At 74.4% G+C, this 15,917-nt stretch carries 7 protein-coding genes; 5 read left to right on the forward strand and 2 right to left on the reverse strand.

What is annotated here, in order from left to right:
• Positions 1-4: 4 nt before the first annotated feature.
• Both WMF33_RS43130 and WMF33_RS43135 read right to left on the reverse strand, forming a co-directional pair.
• The gene (locus WMF33_RS43130) at positions 5-1,084 is read right to left on the reverse strand and encodes an ABC transporter ATP-binding protein (protein ID WP_437334043.1); all 1,080 of its coding nucleotides are present in this window, start codon (positions 1,082-1,084) and stop codon (positions 5-7) included.
• Between the two features lie 48 nt (positions 1,085-1,132).
• The gene (locus tag WMF33_RS43135; RefSeq protein ID WP_437334044.1) at positions 1,133-3,130 is read right to left on the reverse strand and encodes an alpha-amylase family glycosyl hydrolase; all 1,998 of its coding nucleotides are present in this window, start codon (positions 3,128-3,130) and stop codon (positions 1,133-1,135) included.
• Positions 3,131-3,663: 533 nt separating this feature from the next.
• Here WMF33_RS43135 and WMF33_RS43140 point away from each other — a divergent pair.
• The 5 genes from WMF33_RS43140 to WMF33_RS43160 all read left to right on the forward strand — a co-directional run bounded on the left by WMF33_RS43140 (position 3,664) and on the right by WMF33_RS43160 (position 15,864).
• The gene (locus tag WMF33_RS43140) at positions 3,664-7,194 is read left to right on the forward strand and encodes an AAA-like domain-containing protein (protein ID WP_437334045.1); all 3,531 of its coding nucleotides are present in this window, start codon (positions 3,664-3,666) and stop codon (positions 7,192-7,194) included.
• 339 nt (positions 7,195-7,533) lie between these two features.
• Positions 7,534-11,178, forward strand: coding sequence for a protein kinase domain-containing protein (locus WMF33_RS43145; RefSeq protein WP_437334046.1), 3,645 nt, complete (start codon positions 7,534-7,536; stop codon positions 11,176-11,178).
• A complete protein-coding gene (locus WMF33_RS43150; RefSeq protein ID WP_437334047.1) occupies positions 11,175-14,183 on the forward strand; it encodes a hypothetical protein in 3,009 nt (1,002 codons plus the stop codon). The genes WMF33_RS43145 and WMF33_RS43150 overlap by 4 nt, the downstream gene beginning before the upstream one ends.
• Positions 14,180-14,800, forward strand: coding sequence for a hypothetical protein (locus WMF33_RS43155; protein WP_437334048.1), 621 nt, complete (start codon positions 14,180-14,182; stop codon positions 14,798-14,800). The genes WMF33_RS43150 and WMF33_RS43155 overlap by 4 nt, the downstream gene beginning before the upstream one ends.
• A gap of 170 nt (positions 14,801-14,970) precedes the next feature.
• Positions 14,971-15,864, forward strand: coding sequence for a hypothetical protein (locus tag WMF33_RS43160; protein WP_437334049.1), 894 nt, complete (start codon positions 14,971-14,973; stop codon positions 15,862-15,864).
• Positions 15,865-15,917: the final 53 nt, after the last annotated feature.

Genomic DNA, 15,917 nt, shown 5'->3' on the forward strand with positions numbered 1-15,917 from the left:
CGCCTCACGCCTCCCGCAGGGTCAGCCCCGAGTCCGCGTCGAACAGGTGCACGTTGCGGAGCGCGAGCGTCACGGTGTCCCCCTTCGCCACGGGCGCCGAGGGGTCGAGGCGCGCCACGAACGGCGCCCCCGCGACCGTGCCGTGGGCGTACGACTCGGCCCCGAGCGCCTCGACGATCGCCACGTGGAACGGGGCGCCGCCCTCGCCCGCGGCGAGCTCCACCTCGTGCGGGCGCACGCCGACCATCACCCGCCGGCCGGACGCGAGCGCGCCCGGGAACTCGGCCGCGTCGACCTCGACCGAGAGCTCGCCCTGGGCCGCGACCCACCGGCCGCCGCGGTTCTCCATGCGCGCCTCGACGAAGTTCATGGCCGGGCTGCCGAGGAAGCTCGCCACGAACTGGGTGCGCGGCCGGGCGAACACCTCGAGCGGCGGCCCCGACTGCTCGACGACGCCCTTGTTGAGCACGAAGATCTCGTCGGCGAGCGTCATGGCCTCGACCTGGTCGTGGGTGACGTAGACGCTCGTCGCGCCGAGCCGGTCGTGGAGCTTGCGGATGTCGACCCGCACCTGCGCGCGCAGGGCGGCGTCGAGGTTCGAGAGCGGCTCGTCGAACAGGAAGAGCTGCGCCCGCCGCACGATGGCCCTGCCCATGGCGACGCGCTGCCGCTGGCCGCCGGACAGCGCCCGGGGGTGCCGGTCGAGGAGCGGGCCGAGCCCGAGCATCTCCGACGCCTCCTTCACGCGCGCCTCGATCTCGGCCGGCGGCGTCTTCCGGAGCTTCAGGCCGAACGCGAGGTTCTCGCGCACCGTGAGGTGCGGGTAGAGGGCGTACGACTGGAACACCATGGCGATGTCGCGATCGCGCGGCTCCAGCCGCGTGACGTCGCGCCCGCCGAGCGCGATCGAGCCCTCGTCGGCCTCCTCGAGGCCGGCGAGCAGCCGGAGCAGGGTCGATTTGCCGCAGCCGCTCGGGCCGACGAGGACGGCGAACGAGCCGTCGGGCACGTCGACGGACACGCCGCGCAGCACGTGCGTCTGGCCGAATCGCTTGTTGAGTCCGCGCACTTTGACAGAGGCCATAATCAAGGTTCTCGGAGGGAAGTCGAAGGGGAGGAGGGCTCGTGGGGATCAAAGACCCTGGATGACCTGGTCTTCCGGGATGAGCAGCGCCCCGCTCACGGGGGGCAGCTCGACGGCGACGGCGCCGTTCGCGCCCACCCTATACGTCGTTTTCCCGGGGGAGAGCACGTCGACGAGCACGGTCCCCGGCCGGAGCTCCGTCGTCATGACCGACCCGCCGAAGCGCGTGGCGCTCCGCTTCGTGGGGTGCGTGTTGAGCACGACGAGCGCGTAATCGCCGCCCGGCTCGCCCCGCTCGAAGGCGAAGATGCCCGCGTCCTCGTCCCCGTCGCCGGTCCGCTCCGTCGACCAGCGCACCCGCTGCTCGCCGACCGTGAGCGCCCGGTAGCCCCGGCGCAGCGCCGTGAGCCGCTTGACCCACTGGAAGAGCGGATGCTGGGTGTCGTAGCCGCTCGCCCAGAGGTCCTCGCGGTTCGCCGGGTCGTGGCCGCCGCTGAAGCCCTGCTCGGTGCCGTAGTAGAGGCAGGGGATGCCGTCCTCCGCGAAGAGGAACAGGAGCGCGTTCCTGAGCGCCGCCTCGGGATCGGCCTTGAACGGCGAGACGCCCGGGCCGTCGTAGAGGAAGCGCGGGACATCGTGGTTGTCGATGAAGTTGACCAGCGTCTTCACCGGCGGCAGGCCCGTGCCGTTCGCGTTCGGCTCCGTGCCGTAGTTGGCCTCGCGCGCCGCCCAGAGCTCCTCGATGCGCCGCGTGCCCCGCGCGTCGCGGAAGACGTCGCGGAAAGCCTGGTAGTACTGGGAGAAATAGAAGACGCCGTCGAGCGTATCCCCCGTGATCGGCGCGGCGCCCGGACAGCCGCCCTCCGCCTCGCTCGAGTTCTCGCGCTCCAGATCGCCGCCGAGCGCCGCGTCGTGCGGGTGGGCCGGGACGTCGTGCCTCGTGAAGCTGCCGACGAGATCGTCCCTGCCGTCGAGGACCTCGCCGAACATGAAGAAGTTGGTCTTGCCCTTCTCCTTCAGCCGCAGCCGGACGTTCTGCGTGAAATAGCGCCAGAACTCGTGCTCGACGTGCTTCACCGTGTCGATGCGGAGCCCGTCGACGTCGGTGAGCTCGACCCAGCGCACGAACACGTCGACCATCGCCCGCTTCACGTCGCAGCGGGCGGTGTCGATGTCCTTGAGCCCGCCCGGGAAATCGCCGTGCACGAGCTGGTCGATATCGTCGAAATCGAAGGCGCGGCCCTTGCGATTGTAAACCTCGGGGCGCTGGAAGAGCTCGGGCCGCGGCGGGAGGTGGTTGGTCGCGGGCTCGTGACGGAAGACGATCGGCGCCGGGCCCGACGCGCCGAGCGACGTCCGCGCCTGGACGCCGCGGGGGTCGAAATCGGGGTCGTATTCGCTCTGAGGGTGCGCGCCCTTGCCGCCGCCGTAAACGGCGTCGTCGGGCCGCCCGTTCTGGTTGATATCGTAAAAGAACAGCTGGCCGACGTGGTTCGTCACGATGTCGAGGATCACCTTCATCCCGCGGCCGTGGGCCGACGCGACGAGCCGGCGCAGCGACGCGAGATCGCCGAAATGGGGGTTCAGCGCGGTGAAGTCCTGCGTCCAGTAGCCGTGGTATCCGTCGAAGCCGGCGTCGGTCTCGACGTTCTTGACGATCGGCGAGATCCAGAGCGCGGTGACGCCGAGCTCCTCGAGGTAGGGCAGCCGGCCCTCGAGCCCCTTCCAATCGCCGCCGTGCCAGCTGCCGAGCGCCGAGGAGACCCGGTAGTTGTTGCTCGCGTCGCCGTCGGCGAAGCGGTCTATCAGCACCTGATAGACGATCTCCTCCCGCCAGTCGCTCGCGTGCGCCGCGAGCGCGGCCCGCTGCGCGAGCCCGTCGTCGAGCTGCATGCACCCCGCCGCGGAGAGCGCGAGGAGGGCCGCCCCGGCCGCCCGGCAGCGCGCCGCCCCGCGCGACGAGGCGGCCGCGGCCCCGCCGCGCAGCTCGGGCCGGGCGGCCGCCGGCAGGAGGGCCGCCCCTGCAGTCGACGGCGGACTCTGCATCTCTCCGGAAGGTGCTTCAGGAGTATCGGGCAAAGCCGTAGTATCCGCAGGAATCTGCTGAGCCGCAGAGCGCCAAGCGAAGCCGAGCGGCGACAGGGCCGCCAGCGCGGCCACGACGCCATGCCCCATCGCCTTCAACGCCCCTCGCACGGCGCGAACGCTACACCAGCCAGAGTGGCCCGGTCCACGATTTCTGGACGTGGCAAGTGGGTTTTGGGGCGCAGCGCAACGGGCGCAACCGTGATCGCCGCACGGCGAAGGAAGGGAGGAGCGGAGGCGCGCGGCCGCGGCCGAGCCGCGCGACGCGGCGCCGACAGAAGCCGGCGGCCGCGCGCGAGGGTGCGCTCCTGCCCTGCTCCAGCGCCGCTCCAACCCCGCTCCTGCCCCGCTCCGCCCCTCCCCCCGCCCCTCCCCGCGTGACGCTCTCGTGAAGTTCACGCCCCGTCGCGAGACCTGTTGTTCCACCGCGGACGCTAGCGACGCGGGATGTCGTTCCGTTGACGGTCCCGGCGCTGCATGGCACCGTCTGATTCGTGACCTTCTCGGCGCCTCCCGACCTCGATCAGGCGAAGGCCAGCGCCGGTGATCACAGGCGCCGGTTCCAGGCGGGCGGGACCGTGGGCGACGGCGCCATCTATATCGAGCGCTCCGCGGACACGGAGCTCTTCGAGGCGCTGCTCGGCGGTGAGCTCTGCTATGTGCTGTCGACCCGGCAGATCGGCAAGTCCAGCCTGCGACTCCGGGTCTCGATGCGGCTCCGCGCCGAGCAGATCGAGTGCGCGAGCGTCGATCTCGGGGCGCTCGGCACCGACACCGCCACGCCCGTGGGCTGGTACCTCGGGATCGCGTCCGAGATCGCCGAGCAGCTCGGCCTGGAGCCGCCGGACGAGTTCTGGGACGCGCACTGGCACCTCGGGCCGGTGCACTGCTGGCTGCGCTGGCTCGAGGACGTCGTGCTCGTGGAGATCTCCTCCGGGATCGTCCTGTTCATCGACGAGGTCGACGCCACCCTGTCTCTGCCGTTCTCGCGGGACGACTTCTTCGCGGCCATCCGCGCCTTCGTGAACCGGCGCGCCGAGCGCCCGGCCAACGCCCGGCTGACCTTCTGCCTGCTCGGGGTGGCGGCGCCGTCGGAGCTCGTCTCCGATCCGACGCGGACGCCGTTCAACATCGGCCGCGCGATCCGGCTCGACGACTTCACCCGCGCCGAGGTGCGGGGGTTCCGCGAGGGCCTGGAGGGGCTCGTGGCCGACCCCGACGCGGCGCTCGACGCGATCTTCGCGTGGACCTCGGGGCACCCCTACATGACCCAGCGGCTCTGCGCGGATCTCGTCGGAGAGCGGCGCGGCCTCAGCGTCGACGAGGCCGTGGAGCGGCGCTTCCTGGGCCAGGGGCGGGCCGAGGACCCGAACCTGCGCTACGCCGAGCGGTGCCTGGAGCCGCACGGGCCCCACCGCGCCCACGCGCCGAAGCTGCTCCGGCTGTACGCGCGCCTGCTCGACGGCCACCCGGTGTCGGTCGACAGCGGCGATCCGATCCAGCTCTTGCTGCGGCTCTCGGGGCTCTGCGCCGAGCGGGCGACGGCCGCGGGCGCGCCGTGCCTCGACGTGCGAAACCGCATCTTCCGCCGCGCCTTCGACCGGGCGTGGGCCGGGTCGCGCGAGGTGGAGCGCGCCGTCACGGAGCCGCTCCTGCGGTGGCTCTCGAACGGGCGGAAGGACGACTTCCTCGTGGTCGGCGCGGCGCTCGCGGAGCTCACGTCGTGGTGCGACGGGCGGGGCGACCTCTCGGCCGAGGAGCGGGCGTTTCTGACCGCCTGCGCGCGGGCCGAGGGCCAGAAGCGGTCGATGCGGCGGCTCCTCACCGTGCTCGCCGTCGCCGTCACGCTGCTCGGCGGCATGGTCCTCGTGCTCCTCTGGCAGATGGGCAAGGAGGAGCAGGCGCTCGTCCGGGCGCAGCAGGAGGCGCGCGAGAAGGACGCCCGGCGGCTCGCGGCCCAGTCGGCGAAGGAGCTGTCCGACGGCCTGCTGCCGCGCGCGCGCCTCCTCGCCGTGGAGGCGGGCCTCGCCGCCAGGGCGAGCGGCCGCCCCGCGGCCGCCACCGTGGTGCAGGCGCTCGGCGACGCCGTCCGGGGCCCCGCCGTCGGCCAGGAGGTGCTCACCGGCCACGGCGGCGCCGTCCACGACGCGGCCTTCAGCCCCGACGGCCGCTTCGTGGCCACCGCCTCGGCCGACGGGGCCGCGCGGCTGTTCCGCCTCGGCGGGCGCGACGCGCCGGTCCTGCTGCGCGCCCACGATCCCGGCGGGGTGGTCGCCGTCGCCTTCAACCACGACGGCAGCCGCCTGGCGACCGCATCGACCGACGGCACGGTGCGCCTGTGGCGCCCCGACGGCCGCGAGGACGGGGCGCTCCCCACGCGGGACGCCGCGCCGTCCAGCGTGGCGTTCAGCCCGGACGGCAGCCGCGTCGTCGCGGGGACCACGAACGGCGCGATCTACGTGTGGCGCCCCGGCATGGGGGACGAGCCGCCGCTCGTCGTCCCGCTGGGCGAGCGGCTCATCCGGCGCGCGGTGTTCAACCACGACGGCACCTGGATCCTGGCCACGGCCATCAGCGGGACGGTCTACGTCGTCCGCGCCGACGGGCACGGCGCCCCCGAGGCGCTGAAGGGGCTCGGGCAGGGCGTCGAGGGCGCGAGCTACAGCCCCGTGGACGCCCGCGTCGCCCTCGCCGCGGGCGACGGGACGGCGCGCATCCTCGAGCCCGGCCGCCGCGAGCCCGTCGTCCTCCGCGGGCACCAGGGCTCCGTGCGCAGCGCCGCCTTCAGCGCCGACGGCACGTCGGTCGTCACCGCCTCCGCGGACGGGACGGCCCGCATCTTCCGCTGCGACGGCAAGGGCACGTCGACGGTCCTCGTGGGCCACGAGGGGGCGGTGAACAGCGCCGCCTTCAGCCGCGACGGCAGGAGCGTCGTCACCGCCTCGGAGGACGGCACCGCGCGGGTTTGGCGCCTCGAGGCGCCGGGCGAGCCGCTGCTCCTCCACGGCCACACAGGGCCGCTGACCAGCATCGCGGTAAGCCACGACGGCAGCAAGATCGCTACCGCCGGGACGGACAAGACGGTTCGCATCTTCCGCGCCGACGGCTCTGGCGAGCCCGTCGTGCTGCGCGGGCACGAGGAGCACCTGCTCAGCGTCGACTTCAGCCCCGACGGCAGCCGCCTGGTCACCGGCTCGGCCGATCGGACGGCGCGGGTGTGGCGCACCGACGGCAAAGGCGAGCCGGTCGTGCTCGGCGCCCACGACGATCGGGTGGTGGGCGTCGCGTTCAGCCCGGACGGCACGAGGATCGTGACGACCTCGTGGAACGGCATCCTGCGCGTGTTCGAGGCCGGGGTCCCGGGCGAGCCGGTGGTGCTGCGCGACGAGCGCGCGGGGCTGCTCAAGGCGGCGTTCAGCCCGGACGGCAAGAGCATCGTGGCGACGTCGGGGCCCAACGTGAAGGTGTGGCCCGCGGACGGCCGCGGGGCCCCGCGCGTCCTCGCCTCGGGGTACGAGGACCGCGCGATCGCGGCGCTGGCGGTGAGCCCGGACGGCAGCCACATCGCGATCGCGGCCCTCGACGACGCCGTGCGGCTGCTCCGCGCCGACGGCCAGGGCCAGCCGCTCGTCCTGAGCGGCCTTGGCACCTCCGTCCGGACCGTGTCGTTCAGCAGCGACAGCGCGCGCGTGGTGGCCGTGTCGAGCGACGGCATCGCGCGGGTGCTCCCCGTCGACGGGCAGGGCGAGCCGATCACGCTCCGGGCCGAGGGGGTCACGCTGACGGACGCGGTGTTCAGCCCCGACGCGACCCGCGTGGTGACCGCCGCCAACGACGGCGCGGCGCGCGTCTTCACGATCGCGGCCGAGCCGCTGATGACGCGCGCGTGCGCCTACGCCGGGCGCAATTTCACGCGCGAGGAGTGGGCGCTGCTCATGCCCGACATCGCCTACCGCGTCACCTGCCCCGAGTGGCCGGGCGCGCCCGAGCCGGACGCCGGCGCAGCGCCGCGCCGCGACCGATAGCCAGTGCGCTGAAGCGGCGATCGCCCGCGCCGGACGCCGGCGCAGCGCCGCGCCGCGACCGAGAGAGACGGTGCGCTGAAGCGCGCGACCGTCAGTGGCTGTCCGGCGCTGTCCGGCGCTGTCCGGCGCTGTCCGGCGTCGGCCGATATCGTCCGTCGTGGGTCGCGCGCGTGCGTCACACGCAGCCTCGCTGCCACCTTACGAACGCCTCTCCCACCTTTGTTCGGTGGGGGCGGACGAGCTTGTCCTGGTTCGCGCTTCACCGGGAACCATGTATGCTCGCCCTGGTTTACTCGCCCTCTGCCGCGCACGGCGCGGCCTCTGTCCGCCGCCCGGTCTATGGCCCCGCTCGACCCGCACGCCGAGGAGCCGAACCTCGTAGATACCGCCGCTGCGCGGATCGGGACGGCCCTGAACGCCAAGTGGCGGCTCGACGACCTGCTCGGGGTCGGCGGCATGGGCGCGGTGTTCGCGGCGACCCACCGCCGGGGCTCGCGCGCCGCGGTGAAGGTCCTTCACATCGAGTTCGCCCGCAACGCAGAGCTGCGCGACCGCTTCCTGCGCGAGGGCAAGATCGCGAACCGGGTCGACCACCCCGCGCGCGTGGCCGTGATCGAGGACGACCTCAGCGATCGCGGGGAGCCGTTCCTCGTCATGGAGCTGCTCGCGGGCACCACCCTCCAGCGGCTCGCGAGCAACCACGGCGGCACCCTGGCCCTCGCGCAGGTGCTGCCCGTGTTCGACGTCGTGCTCGACCTGCTCGACAAGTGCCACTCGATCGGCATCGTCCACCGCGACATCAAGCCGGCGAACATCTTCGTCACGAGCGCCGGCCACGTGAAGGTCCTCGACTTCGGCATCGCCCGCATGCGCGACCCCGAGCGGCAGGCGACGCGCGCGGGGCTCACGTTCGGCACGCCGGCGTTCATGTCGCCCGAGCAGGCGATGGGGGTGTCCGGCATCGACGGCCGGTCGGATCTCTGGTCGGTCGGCGCGTGCCTGTTCACCCTGCTGTCGGGCAAGCGGCTCAACCGCGGCCGGAGCGAGTCCGAGTCGTATTTCCTCGCGGCGACGCAGACCGCGCCGTCGATCGCGACCGAGGTCCCCGACCTGCCGGTCGAGATCGTGGCGTTCGTCGACAAGGCGCTCGCGTTCGAGCGCGGGAGCCGCTTCCAGAGCGCCGGCGCGATGCGCGCCGAGCTCCGCCGGCTGACCGCCGCGAACGCCGCCGGCCAGCTGACCCCCTCGCGCGAGAAGAAGGCGCCGCGCGTGCTCGTCCGCGGCAACGACACCATCGACGAGGACTCGGATCCGCAGCCTTCGTCCCTCGTCGAGCAGACCTGCCAGCGGCTCGTCGGCGTCTGGAAGCAGCTCGCGCTGGTGCTCAGCAACATCCGCCAGTACGGGTGGAACCACCCGCATGTGAACAAGGGGCTCCACTTCGCGTTCGACGAGATCACGCGCACGCTGTCGCAGAACCCGCTCGGCGTCCGCTGGGAGGTCACGCCGAACGCGTTCACCTCGGGCGGCCAGCCGATCTGGCAGCCCGACAGGCCGCCGTTCGATCGCATCCCTTACCAGCTCTTCGCCGACGGCGTCCGGAAGATCCAGATCAAGGCCGGCATCACCGAGGCCGAGCTCCGCGACTTCGCCGCCATCCTGCTCCGCGACCAGAGCTTCGGCATCGGCGAGGACGACGACGCGGTGACGGCGCTCTGGGACCGCCGCTTCGAGCACATCGCCTACATGGCGATCGATCAGTTCGCCGAGGGCGACGTCGACCCCGAGGATTTCGAGGACCAGTGCCGCGAGATCGCGATCGGGGCGCGCGCGCTCGCGCAGATCGAGAGCCTCTGGGACGAGAGCTCGCTCGCGGGCAGGGCGCTCCAGCGGAACGTCGAGGCCGCGCTCGCCGAGACGGGCGCGGCGGCCTCGGCGCTCGCCGTCGACCCGCTCACCCGGAGCACGCTCGGCGCCCAGATCGCGCTGCCGTCGGAGCAGTGGACCGAGCGGTACATGGAGGCGTTCGTCGACGGCTACGTCGACGCGGTGAGGCACGGCGACGCCGATCGCATGACCGGGGCGCTCACCGCGTGGACCGCCGACCAGATCGTCCTGCACAGCTACGAGCTCGCCTTCGAGGTGCAGACGATGCTCCGGCGCGCGTTCTCCACGCGGCTCGAGGGCGTCCAGCGCGGCGCGGCCGGCGCGGCGAGCAGCCGGCAGCTCGCCGCCATGCCGCAGCTCTCGCCGCGCGCGATCGACCGGGCGCTCGCGCAGTCGATGTTCCCGGTCGAGGCGCTGAAGGCGATCCTCGACGACCTCGCGACGACCCACCCGGAGGAGCCGGCGGCGATCGGCCCCGCGACGCTGGCGCCGGCGGCCCTCCGCGCCGGCGCCAGCCACGGCGGCGCGGGCGCCGGCGCGGTCTACGGCGCGGCCGCGGGCGTCGGCGCGGTCTACGGCGCGGCCGCGGGCGCCGGCGCGGTCCACGGCGGCGCCAGCGTCCCGGCGCAGCCGGGCGCGGGGCGAGGCGCGGCGCAGCCGGGCGCGGGGCGGGGCGCGGCGCAGCCCGGCGCGGGCCGGAGCCTCGTGCCCCTCGACCCGGCGATCGTCGAGGGGCTGGCCCACGCGCTCGACGCGCTCGACGACGGCGCGCTCTTCAGCGCGGCGTGCCAGTGCCACGGCGCCGCGCAGTCCGAGCGCCTGCGCGAGGTCCTGTTCGCGTACATGCGGCGGTGGGCGCCGGGCCGAGAGGCCGAGCTCGGCGACCTGCTCTCGCGCGCGCCGGCCCCCCTCGCCCTCACGACCATCCAGCTGCTCGCGCAGCTCAAGACCCCCGAGGCGCTCGCCGCGCTGGAGGCCGGCTTCGCGAGCCCGCACGTCGAGGTGCGCATCAGCGCGCTCGCCGAGCTCCCCGACGCCGCGGGCAGCGACGGCGCGAACGGCCCGGGCTCCGCCGCCGAGCGCGTCCGGGAGGAGCTCCAGAAGCTGCTCGACGATCCCGCGCCGCCGGTGCGCCGCGAGGCGCTGCGCCTCATCGGCAAGCTCGGCGTCCTCGCCGCGGGCCCGACGCTCGTGCGGCGGATCGTCGCGCCGTCGTTCCACGACCTGCCGGGCTCGGAGCGGCGGCAGTGGCTCGAGACCGTCGCGCAGCTGAACCCCGCGCGGGCCGAGAAGCTCGCGATCGAGCTGCTCGAGAAGCGCCAGCTCATCCCGTCCGAGGCGATCGAGCAGACCCGCGAGCTGGCCGCGCACTTCCTCTGCCAGGCGCGGAGCTACGAGGCGCTCCGCGCGGTCAAGGAGGCCACCAAGCCGCGCTGGTGGAACACCCCGCCGGTGCGCGACGCCGCCGCCCGCGCCGCGGTCGCGATCGCCGCGCGCCTCGTCGCGCCGACCCGCCCGAGCGAGCGCCCGCCGGCGCAGGCGTCGCTGCCGTCGCCGCCCGCCCCCGAGGCGAGCGCGCCGCCCTCCCGCGCCGCGCGCTCCTACTCGCCGGTCTCGGTCCGGCGCGTGAGCCCGGGCGGGCCGCTCAGCCTGCCCGACCAGCTCGAGCCGTGGAGCACCCCGCGCCCGAGCTCCGTCGGCCCGTACAGCAGCGGCGACGCCGGCCGGCCCGCGTACCGGCCGCCGATGGTCTCGCCGGTGCCCTCCTCGACCAGCGCCGCCTCGGCGCCCCCCAACTCGGTGCCGTTCAGCAGGCGCGGCCCGCCGCCGTCCTCCGCCGCCGCGGCGTCCACCCCGACCGCCGCGCCGCCCCCGATGCCGCCGTCGATGCCGCGCCCGGTCGCGCCGCCGCGGTCGCCCGCCCCGCCGTCGGGCCCCAGCGCTTCGCCGTACAGCGTGCGGCAGGGCCCCGCGTCGTTCCCGCTCGGCCCGTCGGCCCGGCCGGCGCCGGCGCCGGCGATCGAGCCCGCGCCGACGAGCGGGGTGCCGTCGACGAAGCCGGCGCCGTCGCCGTCGCCCCGCGGGAGGAAGCCGTGAGCGAGGAGAAGGCCAACCTCCACGAGAGCACCGGCGACATGGCGATCTCGGGCGTGAAGGCCGACGGGCGGCGCCGCGCGGCGCTCGGCCTGGTGCAGATGATCTACCGGCTCGCGAAGGCGTGCCTCCTGCACAGCGACTCGAACCAGGCGGTGCTGTCGCTCGTCCCGTCGGCGATCGACAGCATCGTCCAGTTCTGCGAGCTGTCGGGGAGCGAGGCCGCGACGCTGGTGTTCGCGGGCAACACGCTCTTCATCAACGGCCAGATGCTCCGCGCCTCGCGCGAGACGTACGAGGTCGCCCTGGAGCTCGGCAGCTTCTTCGAGGCCTGCGACGTCTCGGAGCTCGTGCTCGACAAGACGGTCCGCCGCGCCGAGCTCGCCGCCTTCGCCCGCCTCCTCGCCGACGCGCAGCGCGACCGCAGCATCGCCGCGCGGCTGCTCCAGTCGAGCCTGCGCGGCGTCCGGGTCCGCAAGCTCACGAACCCGTTCCCCGCCGGGGCCATCGAGGGCGACGGCACCCGCATCGGCCGCATCAGCCGCACCTACGCCGCGGCGATCCTCGTGATGCGCGGGTTCTACGCGGCCCTGCGCTCGTCGGAGCCGACGCTGCCGCAGCGGGTGAAGCGGGTCGCGCAGAAGCTCGTCGCCGCGGCCGAGGAGGACGCGCGCCTCTTGCTCTCGGTCGCCGCGGGCAAGGTCGCCGATCCGGACGAGGCGGGCCTCTGCGTGTCGACGGCGATCGTCGCGCTGGGGATCGCGCGCCAGCTCACGACGGACCGGCGGATGCTCGGGAGCCTCGTCACGGCGGCGCTCCTCTACGACGTGGGCAGGCTGCGGCTCACGGGGGCGCTCGCGGGCTCGGCCGGCGGCGAGGAGCTGGCCGGGCGCTCGCTGCTCGAGCGCAGCCTGAGCGACGACGAGAAGGAGCGGCAGCCCGCGAGCGCGGCGGTCATGCTGACGGCGCTCGGCAAGCTGCACGCGCCGTCGATCACGCGCACGGTGATCGCCTACGAGGCGCTCGCGCTGCGGCCGGGCGGCCGGCAGGGCCCGCTCTACGGCGGCCGGCGCAGCCCCACGGTGCTCGCGCGGATCCTCGCGGCCGCCCGCCAGTTCACCGAGCTCCGGGCCGCGCCGTTCCCGTCGCTCGAGGGCGCGTCGGGCGGCGGCGCGTCGCTCGACGCCGTGCTCCAGCGCATGGTCTCGGGCGCCGAGAGCGCGACCGATCGGGCGATCGGCAAGCTGCTCATCGGCGCGCTCGGCATCATCCCGACGGGGACGTTCGTGCAGCTGAGCACCGGCGAGCTCGGGGTCGTGCTCGCGACGCCGTCGTCGCCCGCGCACTTCGCGCAGCCGCCGGTGCGCATCCTGTTCGACGAGCAGGGCCACCTCGTCAGCGCGCCGTTCGACGTCGATCTGTCGCTGCGGGCGCCGGGCGCGGAGCCGTGCTTCATCGTCCGGCCGGTCGAGGTGGAGCCGCACCACGAGCGGGCGATCCGCGCCGCATTCGGCTTCCGCTCGGGGCGGGGCGCGGCGGGCGTGGAGTCGCGCGGGGCCGGGGCCGCGCCGCTCCTCTTCGGCGACGAGGTCCCGGCGACCGAGCCGGGCGACACGCTCGCGCCGCGCGCGGTGCGGCCGGCGGAGGAGGGCGCGCGCTCGTCGCAGGGGCGCAAGGACGCCGCGTGGCTCGGCCGGCCGCTCGCTGGCTCGGCGCAGGCCGCGTCGTCCCCGACCAGCGTGCGGCCCCGGCAGCCTGCGCCGGCGGATCGCCCGCCGTCGGCCGAGCGGGGTCGCGACGAGAACCTCATCTCGACGCAGCCGCCTCCCTCGACGGCGGCGGCGCGCGCGGCCATGGCGGTCCCGCCGCCGCCGCGGCTGCCGCGGGACTCGCGGCCGTTCGGGCAGGTCGCGTCGACGAGGTACTCCGTGCCGGCGCCCGAGCCGACGCGCCCGTCGCGGCGGATGGAGCGCCGGGAGGACGCGCCCCCGCGGGATCCGGGCGTGGGCCAGCTGCCGACGATCGGCCCGCCGGCGGGGTTTCCGATCTCGCGGAGGTCGGCCGAGCTGCGGCTGGGCCCGCCGTCGCGCCGGTCGGATTCCCGAGTGGATCCGGAGGATTGGGACTGGGACGACGAGCTGCCGACCATCGATCCGCCGCCCCCGCCGCCGCCGCCGACGTCGCGGAGCCCCTCCTTCCCGCCGGAGCCCATGCCCAGCGTCGCGCCCGAGCGGGCGCCCAGCGTCGCGCCGGGCCGCGCGCCCAGCAACGCGCCGGGCCGCGCGCCTAGCAACGCGCCGGGCCGCGCGCCCAGCAACGCGCCGGGCCGCGCGCCCAGCAACGCGCCGGGCCGCGCGCCCAGCAATGCGCCGAGCCAGGCGCCCAGCGTCGCGCCGGGCCGCGCGTCCAGCCACACGCTGGAGCGGACGTCGAGCCACACGCTCGACCGCGCGCCCGGGTACGCCTCGGACCGCGCGTCCAGCCACACGCTCGACCGCGCGCCCGGGTACGCGCCCGACCGTCCGTCCAGCCATGCGCTGGATCGCGCTGCTCCCAGCTACGCGCCGGAGCCTGTCCCGACCGAGCGGAACGCGCCGCGGAGGTTCTCCAGCAGCGCCAGCTCCGTCCCGAGCCTGGAGGAGGCGGACCTGACCTGGACCGACGAGCTGCCGACGCTCGATCCCCCGCCGCCGCCGAGCACGGAGGAGCTCGAGCGCGACCGGCTGCTCGCGGCCTACCTGGCCGAGCGCACGCCGTTCCCGCAGGCGGGGCTGATCGAGGGGAGCGCGGCGTCCGGCGGACCGCCGGAGCCGGCCGATCCGGAGGCGAGCGGCCCGTGGCGCGGCGGCGCGCCGTCCCAGCCTGCGGCGCCCGACTCGCGCGCGGCGCCGCCGATCAGCTCGAGCTCCTTCGGCGCCACGAGGCGCCCGCCGCGCGCGCCCATCCCGCGGGAGGAGCCGGAGGACGACGAGGGCCCTCCGCCGGCGCCGGAGCGGCGGGATCGATGACGGCTGCTCGCGCTGCGACGCGGCGAGCGCTCGCGGCGCTGCTGCTCGTCGCGCCGGCGTGCGGCGACGACGGGGAGCCTCCTCCGCCGGTCGTCGAGGAGATGTGCAAGCTCGGAACCCTGGGCGAGGAGGGCGCGCCCATCCAGATCGACGTCATCGCGCTCGACTCGAGCGGCGTATCGCGCCCGGTGAGCGACGGCGACGCGGTCGACATCGTCATGCCGCCGCAGGGCGGGCGGGTGCTCTTCCTGGGCGTCCGCGCGACGAACCTGGGCGCGTGCGGCGTCCAGCTCTCCGGCGCGCTGCGCGACCCCGGGTCGGGGCGGGTGATGTCCGAGTCGAGGACGGTCAACCTGAAGCCGACCGGCGACGGCTGGGGCGCGAGCGTCGACGTCGACATCTCGACGTTCGCGAACGTGGGCGTCTGTCCGAACAACTGGTCGAGCCGCGACATCTTCGATCAGGATTACGAGATCGTGGTGCAGGTGAAGGACCGGGAGGGCCGGACGGCGAGCCACACGACTCAGGTCCGGCCGGCGTGCAACGAGCCCGAGCTCGAGGTCGAGTGTCGCTGCATCTGCAAGCACGGGTACATCCTCGGCGAGGCGTGCGAGTAGGCGGTCCCTCCGCCAATCCAGCGGCAGAGCGAGCGGTCCACACCATAAAAAAACTCGTGGCACATGCGATTCTCAGACGCGCAGGTACCGTCGTGCGTAAGGGCCGAAGGGCCCATGAACACGGCGATATGCGCTAGTTCCGGTGAACACGCTCTGGTACTGCGCCGCGCGTGGGCCAGCCGGATCAGTTCGCCAAGCGCACCTTTGCCGACGAGACGGAGCGGCTCACCGGAGGTGCCGTCACGTGGCAGGATCCGCCCGAGATCGGCCTGGTGAAGGTGCAGGGCGATGGGCTCTTGCTCGTACGCCACCCCGATCGCATCGCAGGGCTGTCCGCGCCGTGGCCGGAAGCCCGGATGCACGAGGAGATCCTGGTCGAGCTGAAGATGCCGGGTGACCATCTGGATTTCCCGGCGGTGGAGCGCGCATTGCTCCGGCGGCAGGCGAGGCAGGTGCAGCGGGCGGAAGAGAGCGCACGTGGGTGGTTGGGCCAGGAGCCGCTCTGGCTCGTCGCGCCGCACGTGCCCGATTGGCTGCGGACGCAACGCGCGCTCGTCGCGATCGGGCCGGGCTGCTACCGTGTGGAGCCGTCGTTCTTCCCCTTCCTGTGGATCGCAGCGAACGACCTGCCGCTGCGCAACGAGCTCGTACCCTTCCTGGTGGCCCGCTCGGGACGGGCGCTCGACGAGTTCGCCCGGTGGGTCGCTTCGCGAATGCCGCTCGCGTGGGTGCTCGGCATGGTAAGATCCACCGCGATGTCCGCGACCGTACGCGAAGAGCTGTTGTGGTGGGTTGGCAAGGGCGAGGACCCCGAGGTCAAGGCGCGGGAGCGCGAGATCCTCCAGGCGCTGCTCGGCGCGAACCCGGACGTGCAGCAGAAGCTGGTCGAGAAGGGCCGCATCGCCGAGGCCCGGACCGCGCTGCGAAGGGTGCTCGCGCAGCGGAAGCTCGCGCTGCGCCCGGAGGAGGACGCACGCATCGAAGGCTGCGCCGAGCTCGATGTGCTGGAACGGTGGCACGAGCGCGCCGTCACCGCCACGACGGCGGCCGAAGCGTTGGAATGATGCGGAGTGCCATGCCCGCGAGCCCGACCGATGGATCGGGCCGCGCAGCAGCT

Origin of the sequence: Sorangium sp. So ce394, assembly GCF_051474665.1 — a bacterium.
Taxonomy (GTDB): Bacteria; Myxococcota_A; Polyangia; order Polyangiales; family Polyangiaceae; genus Sorangium; species Sorangium cellulosum_D.